Genomic DNA, 14,927 nt, shown 5'->3' with positions numbered 1-14,927 from the left:
GTCGGTGAACGTGCTCAGTGCCGGCCGGGCCGCCCGTTGTCCTTGGTCTCGGTACCGTGGGTGAACCCACCGGCGTCGTCGGCGTCGCGCTGCGGGCCGGGCTGGCGCTCCAGCCGCGCCAGCACCCGGCGCAGGTCGTCCAGGAGCAGGTCCGCCAGGTCGTGGCCGAAGCCGTTGCGCACGACCACGCGCAGCACCGCGAGATCGTCGCGGTTCCTCGGAAAGGTGTAGGCGGGCACCAGCCAGCCGCGCTCCCGCAGCGCCGCGGACACGTCGTACACGCTGTACGCCCCGATGCCCTCCCGGATCCGGAAGGCGAACACCGGCGCCTGGCCGCCGTCCGTGACGAGCTCGAACGGGCCCAGCTCGGCGATGCGACGCGCCAGCCGCATCGCCACGTCCCGGCACGTCTGCTGCACCCGGCGGTACCCGTCGAACCCCAGCCGCAGGAAGGTGTAGTACTGCGCGACCACCTGGGCGCCGGGCCGGGAGAAGTTCAGCGCGAAGGTCGGCATGTCACCGCCCAGGTAGTTGACGTGGAAGACGAGGTCGTCCGGGAGCGCGGCGGTGTCCCGCCACAACGCCCAGCCCACTCCGGGCATGACCAGCCCATACTTGTGCCCGGACGTGTTGATCGACGCCACCCGCCGTACCCGGAAGTCCCACTCCAGACCGGGATCGACGAACGGCGCGATCATCGCGCCGGACGCACCGTCCACGTGGACCGGCACGTCCAGGCCCGTGCGCGCCTCCAGGTCGTCCAGGGCGGCCGCGATGTCCGCGACGGGCTCGTAACTGCCGTCGAACGTCGAGCCGAGGACGGCGACGACCCCGATGGTGTTCTCGTCGCACAGCTCGACCGCGGTCTCCGGCGTCAGGTGGTACCGGTCGCCCTCCATGGGGACGCAGCGGGGCTCCACCTCGAAGTAGTCGGCGAACTTCTCCCAGCAGATCTGTACGTTGATGCCCATCACCACGTTGGGCCGGTCCACGGACTTGCCCGCGGCCCTGCGGCGGTGCTGCCAGCGCCGCTTGAGCGCCAGCCCGGCCAGCATCGACGCCTCGCTCGACCCGGTCGTGGAGCACCCGATCACCTGATGGGGGTCCTCGGCGTGCCAGAGGCGCGCCAGCATCTGCACGCACCGCGTCTCCAGCTCGGCGGTCTGCGGGTATTCGTCCTTGTCGATCATGTTCTTGTCGGCGCACTCGGCCATCAGGCGCTGGGCCTGCGGCTCCGCCCAGGTGCTCACGAACGTCGCGAGGTTCAGCCGGGCGTTGCCGTCCAGCATCAGCTCGTCGTGCACGAGCTGGTAGGCGGTGTCCGGATCCATCGGCTCGTCGGGCAGGGCATGGCGCGGAACGGTGACGGGCTCGCGGCTGAAGAGCGGGTTGAGCTGGAGGTCACGGCTGCGCCGCACGTCGTGCCGGGAACGGCTCGCTCGGTTCAGGGGCATCGCTCGGCGTCCTTCCACACGGATCGGCCCGTGCCTCCATGCGCCTTTCCCGCCCTTCGGCACCCGGCCCGCACACCGCGCCCCATTCCCCCGAAATGGCCCAATGGGCTCCGCGTACGCCAACTTCCTCGACCGCGAACCGGGTTCCCTGACCACGGGCAAGCTTGCCGACTTCGTCGTCCTCTCCCGTGACATCCTCACCGCCGAGCCGCAGGACATCCCCGGCACCGTCGCCGGGACCGTCGTGGTCGGCGGGGAGGTCGTCCACACGGCGGACTGAGGCCACCGCACCGGCCCCTCCGGGGAACCGTGTGAACGTATACACGAACAGTGAACGTTGGCGCGAAACAAGGCGGTGAACGCTCTGCTCCGTACCTGGCCGGACACCCAACGCGACGGGAGCGGCCGGTATGCGCCACCGCACGTAACGGGTTTCGCCCGGACCGGTGCGCCACCCCCGGGCGTGCCGGTACGGTCCGCCCATGGACGACTTCGAGTTGACCAAGGGCATCGACGCATGCACACCGCCCGACCGGTTCGTGCGACTCCGGCTGGCCGCCTACGACGCCGCCGCGGACGCCGGCATCTCCTGGGCCCTGAAGGCCCAGCAGCCGCGCCGGGCCGAAATTCGCATCGCGCGGGAACTGCACCAGGACATCCAGGCGGCACGGGCCGCCTGGAGCGCGCCCGACACCCCTGACGACCACTGGCCCCAGCTCGTGCGCAGGCTGCACAGCCTGCTCCACATCAGCCACCTCATACCCGCCCTCCTGGAGACCAGCGGCGGACAGGACCTCGACGAGGACTTGGTCCAGGCGCTGCGGACGGCCGCCGTGATGTGCGGCGGATTCGACCGGCCGCTCACCGAACTCGAGGAGTCCCTTCGCGGCACCTCCCGCCACCACGGCCACGCGGTCGACCTCGACCTCCTGGCAGCGGCGTCCCGGCACGCCCTGACCGCCCTGCTCCTCCTGGACAAACAACTGCTGTCGAAGATCGCCGCCCGGGGGAGCATGCCCTAGAACGGAAGCACCCCCTGGTGCGGAGTCACGCCCGCGCGGAGTCACGCCCGCACGCTGCATGCCGCTGGAACCGGAAGTACGCCCCGCGCGGAGCGGGCCTCTCACACCGCCGGGCCCGCCAGGTGCCGCCCGGGGCGGTGGCGGATCCGTGCGGCCAGCACCGCCACGTCATCCTCCGCGTCGTGCGCCTCCAGCCGGGCGAGCACCTGATCGAGCAGCTCCTGCGTCCCGGCCCCGGGCGGCAGGCGCAACCCGGCCAGCCGCGCCAGCGACACGTCGATGTCCTCGCCGCGCCGCTCCACCAGGCCGTCGGTGAACAGCACCAGCGTCTCCGTCGCGTCGAGATCGCGGGCGCCCAGCTCATAACCCCCCACACCCGTCCCCAGCGGCGGACCGACCGGCACGTGCACCAGTTCCCCCGTGCCGTCCACGGTGAACACGGCGGGCGGCAGGTGCCCGGCACTGGCGAACGCCGCCTTGCCACGCGCCGGATCGACCCGGACGAGCAGGCAGGTGGCGGGCCGGCGGCCGGCGTCCTCGGTGATGGCCGCGTCGAGCTGCCGCAGCACCCGGTGCGGTGGCAGGTCCGTGGAGGCGACGTAACGCAGCATCGACCGGTAGGCGTTCATGTCGACGGCCGCGTCCAGGCCGTGCCCCATGACGTCGCCCATGACGAGCAGCGTCCGCCCGTAGTGCAGCCGCACCGTTTCGAACCAGTCGCCTCCCACCAGGGTCCCGTCGCCCGCCGGCAGGTAGCGGGTCGCGAGGTCGAGGTTCGGGTGGGGCCGCCCCGGCTCGGCCAGCAGCGCCCGCTGGAGGTTCAGCGCCGTACTGTGTGTCGCCGTGTGCCGGCGGGCGTGCCCGAGGTGTACGGCGGCCAGCCGGGCCGCGTAGTGCACGGCGGCCGTCTCGTCGTCCGTGAACGCCGGACCCGCGCGGACGGCGAGCAGCACGCCGTACACACGGCCCAGCGCCAGCAGCGGTACGGACACCGCGCTGAGCGGGCCGTCGGCCGGCCTGCCGCGGGCGGCCGTGATCGGATGCCCCTCGTCCAGAGCGCGGACCGCCAAGGGACGGCCGGTCCCCGTCGGCACGACCCCGGGCGCCAGCAGCTCCGCACGGCCGGCGGTCGCCGCACGGACCAGCCCCGCCGCCGGGACGGGGCCCGAGACCGGGGCGTCCTCCGGCAGCAGGTCCACCGCGGCGGCGTCGCACAGTCGCCCGCGGACGAACGCGGCCAGTTCCGCGCAGGTGGTCTGCTCGTCCAGGCTGGTCCCGATGGACTCGACGGCCTGCTCCATCGCCCCGAGCCGGGCCACGACAGGGGCGGCGCGGCCACGCGTCAGGTCCGCGGAGTCACTGCCCTCGGTCAACGGCAGCACCTCCATGCCAGGAGCTGGTACATCCAGTGTGACGGGAGCGGCGCCGGACCGCGTCCGGGTGCCTGCCCGCCCCCGTCACCCCGTCACCGCCGTGACAACCGCCGCCAGGAGCGGCGCACCAGCCGCCGCAGTCGCCGCACCGGCCGGTACGGCCCGCCCCGCGCCGGTTCCCCGGCGGCACCGCCCAGCGGGACCTGCGGCATCAGATAGCGCATGCCGCCGGTCTCCAGCACGCAGAAGGGGACACCGCCCATCTCGCGGGGATGGCTGACCGTGACGGCGACCGGCCGCGGCGGATCGCCGGGCAGTTCCGCCGTCACCGTGCCGCCCTTGTGCCGGCCCGGCCCGTACGCGACGACCTTGCCGTCCACCAGGACCTCGAACGCGCCGGTGCCGCCCACGAACTGGACGGTGACGGAGTGTCCGTCCTGATCGACATGAAAACGGTGACCGAGGGCCATGACGTGCCTCCCGGGTCAGTACGAGCCGACCGTAACCCCAGCGTACGTACCGCGGCCCCCGCGCCGCCGCCTCACGCCCAGAGCGCCGCCGCCAGCGATACGCCCGCGAGGACCGCGCCCAGACCGGCGACCACACTGCCGACCACGTTCAGGGCCGCGTAGAACACGGCCCCGCCCTCCACCAGGCGCAGCGTTTCGTAGGAGAACGTCGAATAGGTGGTGAGCGCCCCGCACAGCCCCGTACCCAGCAGCAACCGCAGCCCCGACGGAGCCGCCCCCGCCGTGACCGCGCCCGTCACCACCCCCAGCACCAGGCAGCCCAGCACGTTGACCGTGAACGTGCCCCACGGGAAGACCGAGTCGTGCCTCGCCTGCACGGCCCGGTCGGTCAGGTACCGCAGCGGCGCCCCGACCGCCGCGCCCGTGACCACCCACACCCAGTTCACGTCGCCCGCTCCCCGTCGGCGAACCGGACGACCTCACAGGCGTCGAGGACCACCAGCCCGTCCCCGAGCAGCCCGTCCAGTCGCGGCAGGAACGCCCGGACGCGTTCCTCGGCATCCACGATCACGACCGCGACGGGCAGGTCCTCGCTCAGTGAGAGCAACCGTGCGGTGTGCACCAGGGACGACGCCCCGAAACCCTCGAAGCCGCGGAAGACCGAAGCCCCGGCCAGCCCCGCCTCATGGGCCCGATGGACGATCTCGCTGTACACGGGCCGGTGACGCCATACGTCGTTCTCGCTCACGAAGATGGTCGCCCGCAGCGCCCGTTCGCCCACCACCGGTCCGGTCATACCCGCCTCCACGCGATCACGCGGCGCGTCAGCCACGCCGCCGTCCCCACCGCCGCCAGCGCCAGCGCCGGCGTCAGCCCGAGATACACCAGCCCGGCCCGGGCCCGTGCGCCTTCCACGAGCTGCTGGACGTCCACCGCGTACGTGGAGAACGTGGTGAACCCGCCGAGCACGCCCGTACCGAAGAAGGGCCGAACCAGCCGGTGGGCGGCCCACACGTCGCTGATCACCACCATGAACACACCGATCAGCGCGCAGCCGACGGTGTTGACACCCAGCGTCGTCCACGGAAAGCCGCCCATGGGGGTGGGCCACAGCAGCGACGCGCCGTAGCGTGCGGAGGCGCCCATCGCGCCGCCGAGTGCCACGACCGCCACCACCGGCGCCTGACCGCGCCACGCTGTCATGAACGTCCGTCTCCACCGGCTGGGGCCGCCCCGTGCCGGCCGCGGCCGTCAGCGTAACGCCCGGCTACCGCCGCAGGCCGTCCAGGGGCCGCAGGTCGGTGTCGGTCAGGGCACGCCCGGCGCCCTGCGGCTCGGGGCTGCCGGTGTTGCCGTACGACTGCGTCGAGAAGTTGCCGTTCTGCGTGTGCACCTGGCGGTCGTCCACCGCGGAGGCCACGGGCGCGGAGGCACCGAGAACGGCCGCGGCGACGCCGGCGGTGGCCAGAACCTTCTTGATCATGGGCTCGTCCTTATCGTCGAAGGCGTCGAAGGTCGTCGAAGCGACCGGGAGTTCGGTCTGCGTAACGGTCCCGCGCCGACGGACGTATGCCGCATTCACCCGTTTGCCGGGGCGACCGGGCCGGTGGTCACCGGCGCACCGGCCGGAAGTACCGCTCCAGGGCCCACGCCGACAGCCGCCGACCGGCGGCGTTGCCGGCGGTGTCGGCGAACCGGGTGCGGATGCCCGCCCACACGCAGCAGTGACCCCGGGGCGGGCGCTCAACCGCTCCGCCACCGGGGCCTGCGCTGTCCGGGGCAGTCACGCCACCCGGACGGAGTGAGCCGCGTCAGTCGTCGACGCGCTCCATGACCTCGCCGAGGTCGACGAACGCGAAGTTCGTGGCCTCGCGCTCCCCGTCCACCGGAGTGTCGTGGCCGTCCTGCACGACCAGCAGCCCGTGCGGATACCTCGTGCCGAGCGGGGCGTTGAGGACGGCGGCACCGTCGCACTCCTCCGACCCGTCGACCGCGCCGTCGGCCGTGGCGGTGACACGGAACCCACCCTCGTACTCGCCCGCGTCCTCCAGCTCACGGTCGTACAGGGCGAAGGTGTCGTCGCCCTGGCTGGAGGCCAGCAGGTAGCCGTCGCCGTCGGACTCGGTGAGCAGGGTCAGGCCCTCGACGTCCGCCGCCAGGCGGGTGCCGCCGAACCCCGGGTCGGCGCCGGCGGCGCACTCCTCGCTCTCCTCGTCGTACACCGCCGGTACGCCGTACTCGCGGACGCGGTCGAGGAGCTTCGGCGCGGCGCCCGTCAGGTCCGCGCGCATGAGCCAGATGCCGACGTCCTCCTGCCCGGCGTACAGCATGCCGTTGGCCGGGTCGACCACCATTCCCTCGACCTGGGGCAGCTCGCCGGGCTCGCCGCACGGCGTCCAGGAGGTGCCGTCGGGCAGCCGGAAGGAGGACGGCAGGTCCAGGCTGCGGATCTTCCGGTAGGTCACCGTGCCGTGCGGGGTGGGCAGGAGTTCCAGCAGGGCGACGGTGGTGCGGTTGCGGCGGCTGACCAGCGCGTACGAACGGCCGGACGCGGCATCGGTCCAGGTGGCGAGCCCGTAGGCGGTGTGCTGCTCGTTGATCTCGGCCTGGTTCGCCGAGAACACCGGCGGGGCGGCGGGGTCGGTGACGTCGACGAGCGGGCCGCCGGCGCGGCCGGGGGCGATGCGGTGGATCCGCAGCCGGTCGTGGCCGCGGTCGGTCGTGACGGCGACGTCCGCGCGGCCGGACGACAGGCGCACACCGTGGACCAGGTCGACGTTGTTGAAGCGGCCCGGGGCGTCGTCCGGCCCGGCGGCCGGGGGAGCGGACACCGACTGCACCCGGCGGGCGTCGAGGTCGTACACGCGCAGGCCGCCCTCCTTCGCGGTGGCGATGACCAGGCTGCGGTCCGGGTGGGCGGCGTTGCGCCAGATCGCCGGGTCGTCGGCGTTGGCGTTGCCGCCCGCCTCGTCGTCGTACAGCGTGGCGGTCTCCGCGCGGGGAGCGACACCAGGCAGCGACGTGGCGGTGCGTGCCGGGTGCGCGGCGACGGGAGGCGTGGCGGTGAGCGCCGCCAGAGCCGTACCCAGGACGAGGGCGGCCGACCGGACGGGACGGTGCCTGAACACGAGAGGAACCCCTTGCTGTCGGGAGCATGGCAAACCGGTGCCGATCCTTCGATGGCGCGGTGACCGGCCGGCCTACGCCCGGTGTGCCTCTCGTGAACTCGTCGCGTCGCGGTCCGCCCGCCGCTCAGGTGGGCGCCCCGGGCGCCGGCGCCTCGGCGGGCATCTCCTCCGGCACGGCCACCGGGCCGGGCGCCGGTCCACCGGGCTCGAACCCCGCCAGCATCCGCTCCAGCTCCGCCTGGTCCGGGCCCATGAAGGGGTCGGCTCCGGGCGCGGCGCTGATCGAGTCGACCATCCGCGACGCGAGGCCGGTGGCCGGCGGCAGATGCGTCGACAGCACGATCTCGGGGTCCATCTCCCGCAGCGGCCGCACGGTGGCGAGGTACTTGTCGACATCCACGGTGTGCACCCACGGGCTGTCGACGGTGGCCCACAGCAACTGCGCGGCCCGCAACTGCTCCGGAACGAGCGCCCCCGCGTCGTCACCCTCGGCCAGGTCCACGCTCGGCATGGGCGCCCCGAAGCAGTCCGAACTGAAGCAGGCACGCGCCCTGTCGTCGTAGAAGCCCACCGTCGCCGGATTGTCGAAGAGCGGCGGCCGGAACGCCCTGAGCGTACGGTCACCGACGTCCAGGGACTGGCCCGGGTTCAGCAGGAACACCCGCTCCAGCGGCAGCGGCCGCTCGGTGGACATGATCCCGGCGCCGACGTACGTGGTGACGATCCGCGCCTGCGGAGCCGCCTCCAGCAGCGCGAACAAGCCGCCCGTGTGGTCCCGGTCGGGGTGGGTCAGCCATATCCACCGCACGTCCGCGGGGTCGACCGCCGAGCCGAGCGTCTCCAGGAAGTTCCGGTCGGGCAGGCTCACACCGGTGTCGACGACGACCGGTTCCTCCGCGTGCAGGACGAAGGCGTTGATGGGCAGGAATCCGATGCCGGCCACCTCGAGGGAGTCCGCGAGGACGGTGATGTCGCGCCCAGCTCTGTGCATGGTCATGGTGGAGCTCCGATCCCCCCGGCGGTGGAGAAGGCTCGCGGCCGCGGACGGGAAGCGCGCGGGCCCCCGCCCGTGACTCGCTCCCCGTCTTCCATGGTGGTCCCGCCCGCACCCGCGCGCATTCCGGCCGCGCGATCGCGGCGGCGGCGTTCGGCAGGGGGAGCCGGTGGTACTCGGCTCAGCAGCCGTTCCGGCCCACCGGCGTGCGTGCGCGCCGGTATGGAGGCACGGTGGCAGGACGGAGAGGAGCGGTCATGGGCGGCGCAGAGGGGACCCCGGCCGACCGTGGCACGGCGGGCGGTCCGGGGGCGGAGGCGGCGGTGGCCGAGCCGTCGTCCGCGGAAGGGCTGCTCGACGTCCTCGGAGTGGCCGCCGTGGTGCTGGACGCGGACGGGCGCATCGTGCTGTGGAGCCCCCAGGCCGAGGAACTGCTGGGCTACACGGCCGAGGAGGCGCTCGGCCAGTACGGCGCGCACCTCCTGGTCGCCGAGGAGAACTTCGAACGGGTCATCCACCTGTTCGAACAGGTGATGAGCAGTGGGGACGCGTGGTCGGGGGAGTTCCCCGTACGGCGCAAGGACGGCACGACACGCGTGCTGGACTTCCGCAACATGCGGCTCCTGGACGACCGGGGCGACTACTACGCCCTGGGCCTCGCCACCGACCAGGCGACGCTGCGCAGGGTCGAACGGGACCTGGCGCTGTCGGTACGTCTGGTCGACCAGTCCCCGATCGGCCTCGCCGTCCTCGGCCCCGATCTGCGGTACGTGGGGGTCAACGCGGCCCTGGAGCGGATCGACGGGCTGAGCGCCGACGAGCACAAGGGCCGACGCGTCGCGGAGGTGCTCCCGTTCGTCGACGCCGAGACGGTCGACGAGGCGATGAGGGGCGTCCTGGACACCGGCGTACCCGTGCTCGACCGGCAGATGGTGGGCCGTACCGCCGCGGACCCCGACACCGATCACGCCTGGTCGGTGTCGCTGTACCGGCTGGAGGACGTCGGGGGCCGGGTGCTGGGGCTGGCCGTGTCGGTGGTCGACGTGACCGACCGCTACCGTGCGGCCACGGAGGCCGAGCGGGCGCGCCACCGCCTGTCCCTGGTCGCCGACGCCTCGGTACGCATCGGCACCACCCTCGACCTGGAGCAGACCGCCCGCGAGCTGGCGGGCATCGCCGTACCCGAGCTCGCCGACGTCGCCGCGGTCGACCTCCTGGACACCGTGCTGGAAGGGCGGCCCGGCCGCGTGGCCGCGGACGGTCCGGCGGTCATCCGGGCCCTGGCCGTCGCCGCCGCCTACCCGACCGTCGCGGTCGAGGCCGCCGACCGGCCGGGCGAACCGGCCCACTACAGCGCCGACCGGCTCGTCACCCGCTGCGTGCGCACCGCGCGGCCGGTCCTGGTGGCCGAGGTCGACGACGACTCCCTGTCCTGCATCGCCCGGGACCGTCACGCGGCGGACCTCCTGGCCAAGGCAGGCGTCCACTCGTACCTGGCCGTGCCGCTGATCGCCCGGGGCGAAGTGCTGGGCGCCCTCGACCTCAAACGCGCCCGCAACCCGCTCCCCTTCACCGAGGACGACGCCCTGCTCGCGAGCGAGCTGGCCGCTCGGGCGGCGGTCTGCATCGACAACGCCCGCCTCTTCCGCCGGCAGCGGGAGACCGCGCTGACCCTCCAGCGCAGCCTGCTCCCCAAGGCGCCCCGCCATCTCGTGGGCCTGGAAGTCGCCTCCCGCTACCAGCCGGCCGGGGCGGGCAGCGAGGTGGGGGGCGACTGGTTCGACATCGTCCCCATGGACGACGGACGCACCGCCCTCGTGGTGGGCGACGTGATGGGCAGCGGCATCAACTCCGCCACCACCATGGGCCGTCTGCGCACCGCCACCCAGACCTTGTCACGGCTCGCCCTCGAACCCGCCGAGGTCCTCCGGCACCTCGACGAGATCATCGCCGACCTGGAACCGTCCCTCGCCACCTGTGTGTACGCGGTCTACGACCCCCACCGCGCCCAGTGTTGCCTGGGTACCGCGGGCCACCCCCCACCCGTCCTCGTCCGCGCCGGTGAAGGCCCCCGACTGCTCGATCTGCCCTCGGGCGCCCCCCTGGGAGTCGGCGGCGTCCCGTTCCACGACGTCACCACCGCCATGGCCCCGGGCGACCGGCTGGTGCTCTACACCGACGGCCTGGTCGAAACCCGCGACCAGGACATCGACACCCGCCTGGACCAACTGCTGGACCTCCTCCGCACACCCGACCCGTCCCTTGAGCACACCTGCGACCGCCTCCTCCGCGAACTGCGGCACGGCGGCAACCACGACGACGTCGCCCTCCTGGTCGCCCGCGTCCGCGACTGACCCCGGTCCGGTCGGCCTCCCGGAAAACCGATCGCCCCGTCAGGCCGCCCGTCCCTACGCTGTCCCGAGCGGGACCGCGCGCGGCCCCGTAGGTTGCGGAGCCGTGGCAGAGCGGTCCATTGCGATCGCCGTGGGGGAGGTCCCCCTCACGGCGACTGAGGGGTTACGGCGGACCTGCCCGCACCCTTCCGCGGGTTCGAATCCCGTCGGCTCCGCAACTGCCCTTTCACCGAGCGGGTCCGCGGACCGGGAGGCAGGCGCGGCCGCTTCGACGGGTCCCGGCCTCCACCGCGCCTTTCCGGGAAACCCGCCCCTGAGCTCGATGTGCGAGCACGCCCGGTCCCGACGATATGACCGGACCCGGTGGTATTGGCCGTGACTGATGGCTGATTGGGGCGTTGGTCTGGCTATGACCACGTCTCAGCGTATTCTCGCCGCCCTCGCCCTGGCCGCCGGCGCTTCCGTGCTGTCGGCCCCCACCGCGGGGGCGGCCATCGTGCCCGCGCCGGGCCCCCAGGGGCCGTCGCTCCTCAACCGGGTCGACGACCTCGCGTCGATCGCCGTCGACCCCGAGCACCGTGACCAGGTACCCACGGTGACCGAGCAGTTCGACGGGCTCGACGGCCTCCAGCGTCTCGGTGAGGCGCGGCAGCTCATCGATCCGGTGGCGCCGGTGCTGGGGCTGCTCCCGGTGAGCTGAGCCGCCGGTCCGTGAGGGGCGCGGCTACTCGAACCGGGCCGTGTCGCCCGCCCCTCGGCGTACGATCTCGGCCTCGCCGCCCGAGAAGTCGATGACCGTGGTCGGTTCGGTGCCGCAGTCACCCGAGTCGACCACGGCGTCCACCACGTGGTCCAGACGCTCCTTGATCTCCCAGCCCTGCGTCAGCGGCTCCTCCTCGTCCGGCAGGAGGAGGGTGCTGGACAGCAGCGGCTCACCGAGCTCGGCGAGCAGTGCCTGGGTGACCACATGGTCCGGGATCCGGACCCCGACGGTCTTCTTCTTGGGGTGCAGCAGTTGGCGGGGCACCTCCTTCGTCGCGGGGAGGATGAAGGTGTAGCTGCCGGGTGTCGCCGCCTTGATCGCGCGGAAGACGTCGTTGTCGATGTGCACGAACTGGCCGAGCTGCGCGAAGTTCTCGCACACCAGAGTGAAATGGTGACGGTCGTCAAGGTTCCGGATCGACCTGATCCGGCCGATGCCGTCACGGTTGCCGAGCTGGGAGCCCAGGGCGAAACAGGAATCCGTCGGGTACGCGACGAGCGCGCCGGAGCGGATCATGTCGGCCACGCTGCTGATCGTGCGCCGCTGGGGGTTCTCGGGGTGCACGTCGAAATACTTCGCCATCCGCCGAGCCTACGCGATCAGGCCACCCGCGCCCACGCGGCCCGGACACCGCCGCGTCATCCGAGCCCACTCCGCGTCCCCCGGCACCCCGGCGAACGCGGCGCCATTGCCAGGGAACGGGCGAGGTCGTTGCGCCGACGGCAGGTGGACCGAACGCGGCCGGCCCTCACCGCCGGGACACGTGCTCCATCGGCAGGAGCTCGGGCCGCTTCGCGGTGCGTCCGTCGCCGGAGGACCGGCCGCGGAGCCGGCGTCCCAGCCAGGGGCCCAGGAATCCGGCCGCCCAGCGCAGTTCGGCCCCCGCGGCACGCCACGCCGTCGGGGCCGGGTGCGGTGGCAGCGGGCGGGCCCAGGCGTCGTCGCTGCCGGGCAGACGGAGGGCCTGGGCGACGGCCGCCGCGATCCGCTCGTGGCCGAGGGGCCCGGCGTGGAGACGGTCCGCGGTCCACAACCGGGGGTCGGCGGAGACGGCCTCCGCGCCCGTGTCGGCGACCGTGACGCCGTGGCGGGCGGCGGCCGCGCGGATACGGGTGTTGAGGTCGGACACCCGGGACCTGAGCGGTCGGGCGAGCGGCGCGATCCGCCCGATGTCGGGGAAGGTCAGCGTCACCACATGGGCCCCGGCGGCCGAGAGCGCGGCGAACATCTCTTCCAGGTGACCGGCCACCTCCTCGGCGTCGAACCGGGGCCGCAGCAGGTCGTTCACCCCGGCGACGACCGTGGCCAGGTCGGGTCGGAGGGCCAGGGCGGGCGTGAGCTGTTCGGCACGGACCTGACCGGCGAGACGCCCTCGTACGCCCAGATTGGCGTACCGGAGGCCGGGGTGTGCCGCAGTGAGGTGCTCGGCGAGCCGGTCCGCCCAGCCCCGGAGGCCGGTCGTGTCGTCCCCGTCGCCGATTCCTTCGGTCATGCTGTCGCCCAGGGCGACGTAACGCGCGTACTCACCGACGGGCATGATCGGTCCTCTGCCTCTCTCTCAGGACTCCCGCGATCCGCAGGCACCAGTCGCGGTGCTCCCGCTCGAAGGACAGGCCGCGCAGACAGGTCAGGTACGGTCCGATCCGCTCGCCCCGGAGCAGGAACTCCTCCTCGTCCGCGCCGCCGCGCATCTGCCGCAGCAAGGTGCTCAGGAGCTCGATCTTGGCCTCGGCCGCGGCCGCCCGCTCCTCGAGCTGCTCGATCACGGGAGCGGTGCCGATACGGTCGGCCGCCTGCACCTTGACGAGCAGATCGTCGCGGATGAACGAGGGCTTCGACGCGGCCTCGGCGAACGTCTCCAGTTCCGCCCGTCCGGCCTCGGTGACCCGGAAGAGGCGCTTGTTGGGCCGGGACTCCTGGACCACCTGCCGGCCCGCGACGAGCCCTTCCTTCTCCAGCTTGGTGAGCTCGGCGTACAGCTGCTGCGGCAGCGCGTACCAGAAGTTGGCGACGCCGATGTCGAACGCCTTCGCCAACTGGTACCCGCTGTACTCGCCGTCCAGCAGCGCGGCCAGCACCGCATGCCGCAAGGCCATCGTGGCGGTCCCCTTCCCCTTCCGTGCCCGAGCCTGCATCATACTCAAAAAAGTGACTAGTCAGATTCTTGAGTACGAGGAGGGGTCATGGGGACCTGGCAGAAGACCGCCGACGATTTCCGCGCCGCGGTGGAGAAGCGGGAACTCGCCGCACTGGAGAACCTGTTCACCGAGGACATCCGCCTCTACAGCCCGGTGAAGTTCACCCCCTTCGAGGGCAGGCCCATGGTGCTGGGACTCTTCGGCGTCCTGCTGCGGACCTTCGAGGACCTCCGCTACATCGGGCATTTCGAGGGTGCCGCCGAGACCAGCGGTGACGGCCGGGAGGCTCCGGCGGCGATCCTGCCCTTCCGCGCCACCGTGGGCGGCAAACGGATCCACGGCATCGACCTGCTCCACTTCGACGGGGCCGGCCGGATCAGGGAGTTAACCGTGATGGTCCGTCCGCAGTCCGCCGTGCACGCGCTCGGGGAGGCGGTACTCGCCGGCCTCGTCGCCGACGGCCTCGTCCCGACGGCGGGCTGACCGGTTCCACGGACCGTCGGGGAGAGGGTGCGTCGGGCCGGCATCTTCGCTCGTGACGCCCTGCTGTGGAAGCTCGAAGGTCTGTCGGAATGCGACATCCGCCGGCCCGTGACTCCGACCGGGACCAACCTGTTGGGGCTGGTCAAGCATGTGACAGGCGCCGAGGCGATGTACTTCGGTGACACCTTCGGACGGCCGGTCGACGCACCACCGCTCCGGAACACGGGCGACGCGGAACCCAACGCGGATCTGTGGGCGACGGCCGATGAGACGCGTGAGGACATCGTCGAGCAGTACCGGCGGGTGTGCGCGCATTCGGACGCGACGATCGAGTCGTTGGACCTCGACGCGGTCGGCCGCCTGCCGAGGGGTGACCGGAGCGGGATCACGCTTCACCGCATCCTCGTTCACATGATCGCCGAGACCGATCGGCACGCGGGGCATGCCGACATCGTCCGGGAACTCGTCGACGGAGCCGTCGGGTTGCGCGACGGCGGCGACAACATGCCTGCCGGCGACCCGGCATGGTGGGAGAGCCACCGGAAACGGCTGGAGCGCATCGCCGAGGAGGCCGCACGAAAGGCGTAGTCCTGCACTTCAGCGAGCCGACGGCGTCCTGGACCCCGCCGCCGGTCCGCCCCGCCCACACCACGCAGGCGGGGGGGGGGGGGGGGGGGGGGGGGGGGGGGGAGGGGGGGTGGGGGGGGGGGGGGGGGGGGGGGGGGGGGGGGGGGGGGGGGGGGGGGGT

General features: G+C 72.8%; 18 protein-coding genes and 1 tRNA gene. 7 read left to right on the top strand and 12 right to left on the bottom strand.

Annotated features, from left to right (window positions below; translation table 11 throughout):
- Positions 1-14: 14 nt before the first annotated feature.
- The gene (locus ACZ6C1_RS04685; RefSeq protein ID WP_469237643.1) at positions 15-1,454 is read right to left on the bottom strand and encodes a glutamate decarboxylase; all 1,440 of its coding nucleotides are present in this window, start codon (positions 1,452-1,454) and stop codon (positions 15-17) included.
- 103 nt (positions 1,455-1,557) lie between these two features.
- Here ACZ6C1_RS04685 and ACZ6C1_RS04680 point away from each other — a divergent pair, with 103 nt between their 5' ends.
- Together ACZ6C1_RS04680 and ACZ6C1_RS04675 are read left to right on the top strand one after the other, a co-directional pair.
- Positions 1,558-1,734, top strand: a complete 177-nt coding sequence (locus ACZ6C1_RS04680; RefSeq protein ID WP_469237641.1) for an amidohydrolase family protein — start codon at positions 1,558-1,560, stop codon at positions 1,732-1,734.
- 202 nt (positions 1,735-1,936) lie between these two features.
- On the top strand, positions 1,937-2,476 hold the full coding sequence (locus ACZ6C1_RS04675; protein ID WP_469237639.1) for a hypothetical protein: 540 nt from the start codon (positions 1,937-1,939) through the stop codon (positions 2,474-2,476).
- Positions 2,477-2,577: 101 nt separating this feature from the next.
- Here the strand turns inward: ACZ6C1_RS04675 and ACZ6C1_RS04670 are convergent, their stop codons facing one another.
- The 8 genes from ACZ6C1_RS04670 to ACZ6C1_RS04635 all read right to left on the bottom strand — a co-directional run bounded on the left by ACZ6C1_RS04670 (position 2,578) and on the right by ACZ6C1_RS04635 (position 8,444).
- Positions 2,578-3,777: a PP2C family protein-serine/threonine phosphatase gene (locus tag ACZ6C1_RS04670; protein ID WP_469238166.1), complete on the bottom strand. Its 1,200-nt coding sequence runs from the start codon at positions 3,775-3,777 to the stop codon at positions 2,578-2,580.
- 164 nt (positions 3,778-3,941) lie between these two features.
- Entirely contained in the window at positions 3,942-4,319 is a 378-nt protein-coding gene (locus ACZ6C1_RS04665) for a hypothetical protein (RefSeq protein WP_469237637.1), read from the bottom strand.
- Positions 4,320-4,390: 71 nt separating this feature from the next.
- Positions 4,391-4,765, bottom strand: a complete 375-nt coding sequence (crcB, locus tag ACZ6C1_RS04660) for a fluoride efflux transporter CrcB (protein ID WP_469237635.1) — start codon at positions 4,763-4,765, stop codon at positions 4,391-4,393.
- Positions 4,762-5,115, bottom strand: a complete 354-nt coding sequence (locus ACZ6C1_RS04655) for a DUF190 domain-containing protein (protein ID WP_469237633.1) — start codon at positions 5,113-5,115, stop codon at positions 4,762-4,764. The genes crcB and ACZ6C1_RS04655 overlap by 4 nt, the downstream gene beginning before the upstream one ends.
- Complete coding sequence (locus tag ACZ6C1_RS04650; RefSeq protein ID WP_469237631.1) at positions 5,112-5,522, bottom strand: fluoride efflux transporter FluC; 411 nt, start codon at positions 5,520-5,522, stop codon at positions 5,112-5,114. The genes ACZ6C1_RS04655 and ACZ6C1_RS04650 overlap by 4 nt, the downstream gene beginning before the upstream one ends.
- Before the next feature lie 64 nt (positions 5,523-5,586).
- Positions 5,587-5,802 carry a hypothetical protein gene (locus tag ACZ6C1_RS04645; protein ID WP_469237629.1) on the bottom strand — a complete coding sequence of 72 codons (216 nt, stop codon included), beginning with the start codon at positions 5,800-5,802 and terminating at the stop codon, positions 5,587-5,589.
- A 328-nt stretch (positions 5,803-6,130) separates the two neighbouring features.
- Positions 6,131-7,447, bottom strand: a complete 1,317-nt coding sequence (locus ACZ6C1_RS04640) for a phytase (RefSeq protein WP_469237627.1) — start codon at positions 7,445-7,447, stop codon at positions 6,131-6,133.
- 124 nt (positions 7,448-7,571) lie between these two features.
- Positions 7,572-8,444, bottom strand: coding sequence for an MBL fold metallo-hydrolase (locus tag ACZ6C1_RS04635; protein ID WP_469237625.1), 873 nt, complete (start codon positions 8,442-8,444; stop codon positions 7,572-7,574).
- A gap of 254 nt (positions 8,445-8,698) precedes the next feature.
- On the opposite strand from ACZ6C1_RS04635, the gene ACZ6C1_RS04630 reads away from it, so the two are divergent.
- The 3 genes from ACZ6C1_RS04630 (at position 8,699) to ACZ6C1_RS04620 (ending at position 11,495) form a co-directional block, all read left to right on the top strand.
- On the top strand, positions 8,699-10,795 hold the full coding sequence (locus ACZ6C1_RS04630; RefSeq protein WP_469237623.1) for a SpoIIE family protein phosphatase: 2,097 nt from the start codon (positions 8,699-8,701) through the stop codon (positions 10,793-10,795).
- Positions 10,796-10,892: 97 nt separating this feature from the next.
- Positions 10,893-11,010 (top strand) — tRNA-OTHER (locus ACZ6C1_RS04625).
- A 194-nt stretch (positions 11,011-11,204) separates the two neighbouring features.
- Positions 11,205-11,495, top strand: coding sequence for a hypothetical protein (locus ACZ6C1_RS04620; protein WP_469237621.1), 291 nt, complete (start codon positions 11,205-11,207; stop codon positions 11,493-11,495).
- 24 nt (positions 11,496-11,519) lie between these two features.
- Here the strand turns inward: ACZ6C1_RS04620 and ACZ6C1_RS04615 are convergent, their stop codons facing one another.
- The 3 genes from ACZ6C1_RS04615 to ACZ6C1_RS04605 form a co-directional block, all read right to left on the bottom strand.
- Positions 11,520-12,140, bottom strand: a complete 621-nt coding sequence (locus tag ACZ6C1_RS04615) for an L-threonylcarbamoyladenylate synthase (RefSeq protein ID WP_469237619.1) — start codon at positions 12,138-12,140, stop codon at positions 11,520-11,522.
- 166 nt (positions 12,141-12,306) lie between these two features.
- On the bottom strand, positions 12,307-13,095 hold the full coding sequence (locus ACZ6C1_RS04610) for an SGNH/GDSL hydrolase family protein (protein ID WP_469237617.1): 789 nt from the start codon (positions 13,093-13,095) through the stop codon (positions 12,307-12,309).
- Positions 13,082-13,654: a PadR family transcriptional regulator gene (locus tag ACZ6C1_RS04605; RefSeq protein WP_469237616.1), complete on the bottom strand. Its 573-nt coding sequence runs from the start codon at positions 13,652-13,654 to the stop codon at positions 13,082-13,084. Before ACZ6C1_RS04605 ends, ACZ6C1_RS04610 begins: the two co-directional genes overlap by 14 nt.
- A gap of 87 nt (positions 13,655-13,741) precedes the next feature.
- On the opposite strand from ACZ6C1_RS04605, the gene ACZ6C1_RS04600 reads away from it, so the two are divergent.
- Positions 13,742-14,179 carry a nuclear transport factor 2 family protein gene (locus ACZ6C1_RS04600; RefSeq protein WP_469237614.1) on the top strand — a complete coding sequence of 146 codons (438 nt, stop codon included), beginning with the start codon at positions 13,742-13,744 and terminating at the stop codon, positions 14,177-14,179.
- Between the two features lie 27 nt (positions 14,180-14,206).
- Complete coding sequence (locus ACZ6C1_RS04595; RefSeq protein ID WP_469237612.1) at positions 14,207-14,767, top strand: DinB family protein; 561 nt, start codon at positions 14,207-14,209, stop codon at positions 14,765-14,767.
- The last annotated feature ends 160 nt before the right edge of the window (positions 14,768-14,927 follow it).

Source organism: Streptomyces sp. NPDC041796 (genome assembly GCF_055590785.1).
This window is presented reverse-complemented; position numbering and strand designations above follow the sequence as displayed.

Coding starts and splice junctions, on each gene's coding strand:
- ACZ6C1_RS04685 (WP_469237643.1), bottom strand. CDS start 1,454: ATGCCCCTGAACCGAGCGAGCCGTTCCCGGCACGACGTGCGGCGCAGC.
- ACZ6C1_RS04680 (WP_469237641.1), top strand. CDS start 1,558: ATGGGCTCCGCGTACGCCAACTTCCTCGACCGCGAACCGGGTTCCCTG.
- ACZ6C1_RS04675 (WP_469237639.1), top strand. CDS start 1,937: ATGGACGACTTCGAGTTGACCAAGGGCATCGACGCATGCACACCGCCC.
- ACZ6C1_RS04670 (WP_469238166.1), bottom strand. CDS start 3,777: ATGGAGCAGGCCGTCGAGTCCATCGGGACCAGCCTGGACGAGCAGACC.
- ACZ6C1_RS04665 (WP_469237637.1), bottom strand. CDS start 4,319: ATGGCCCTCGGTCACCGTTTTCATGTCGATCAGGACGGACACTCCGTC.
- ACZ6C1_RS04655 (WP_469237633.1), bottom strand. CDS start 5,115: ATGACCGGACCGGTGGTGGGCGAACGGGCGCTGCGGGCGACCATCTTC.
- ACZ6C1_RS04650 (WP_469237631.1), bottom strand. CDS start 5,522: ATGACAGCGTGGCGCGGTCAGGCGCCGGTGGTGGCGGTCGTGGCACTC.
- ACZ6C1_RS04645 (WP_469237629.1), bottom strand. CDS start 5,802: ATGATCAAGAAGGTTCTGGCCACCGCCGGCGTCGCCGCGGCCGTTCTC.
- ACZ6C1_RS04635 (WP_469237625.1), bottom strand. CDS start 8,444: ATGACCATGCACAGAGCTGGGCGCGACATCACCGTCCTCGCGGACTCC.
- ACZ6C1_RS04630 (WP_469237623.1), top strand. CDS start 8,699: ATGGGCGGCGCAGAGGGGACCCCGGCCGACCGTGGCACGGCGGGCGGT.
- ACZ6C1_RS04620 (WP_469237621.1), top strand. CDS start 11,205: ATGACCACGTCTCAGCGTATTCTCGCCGCCCTCGCCCTGGCCGCCGGC.
- ACZ6C1_RS04615 (WP_469237619.1), bottom strand. CDS start 12,140: ATGGCGAAGTATTTCGACGTGCACCCCGAGAACCCCCAGCGGCGCACG.
- ACZ6C1_RS04610 (WP_469237617.1), bottom strand. CDS start 13,095: ATGCCCGTCGGTGAGTACGCGCGTTACGTCGCCCTGGGCGACAGCATG.
- ACZ6C1_RS04605 (WP_469237616.1), bottom strand. CDS start 13,654: ATGGCCTTGCGGCATGCGGTGCTGGCCGCGCTGCTGGACGGCGAGTAC.
- ACZ6C1_RS04600 (WP_469237614.1), top strand. CDS start 13,742: ATGGGGACCTGGCAGAAGACCGCCGACGATTTCCGCGCCGCGGTGGAG.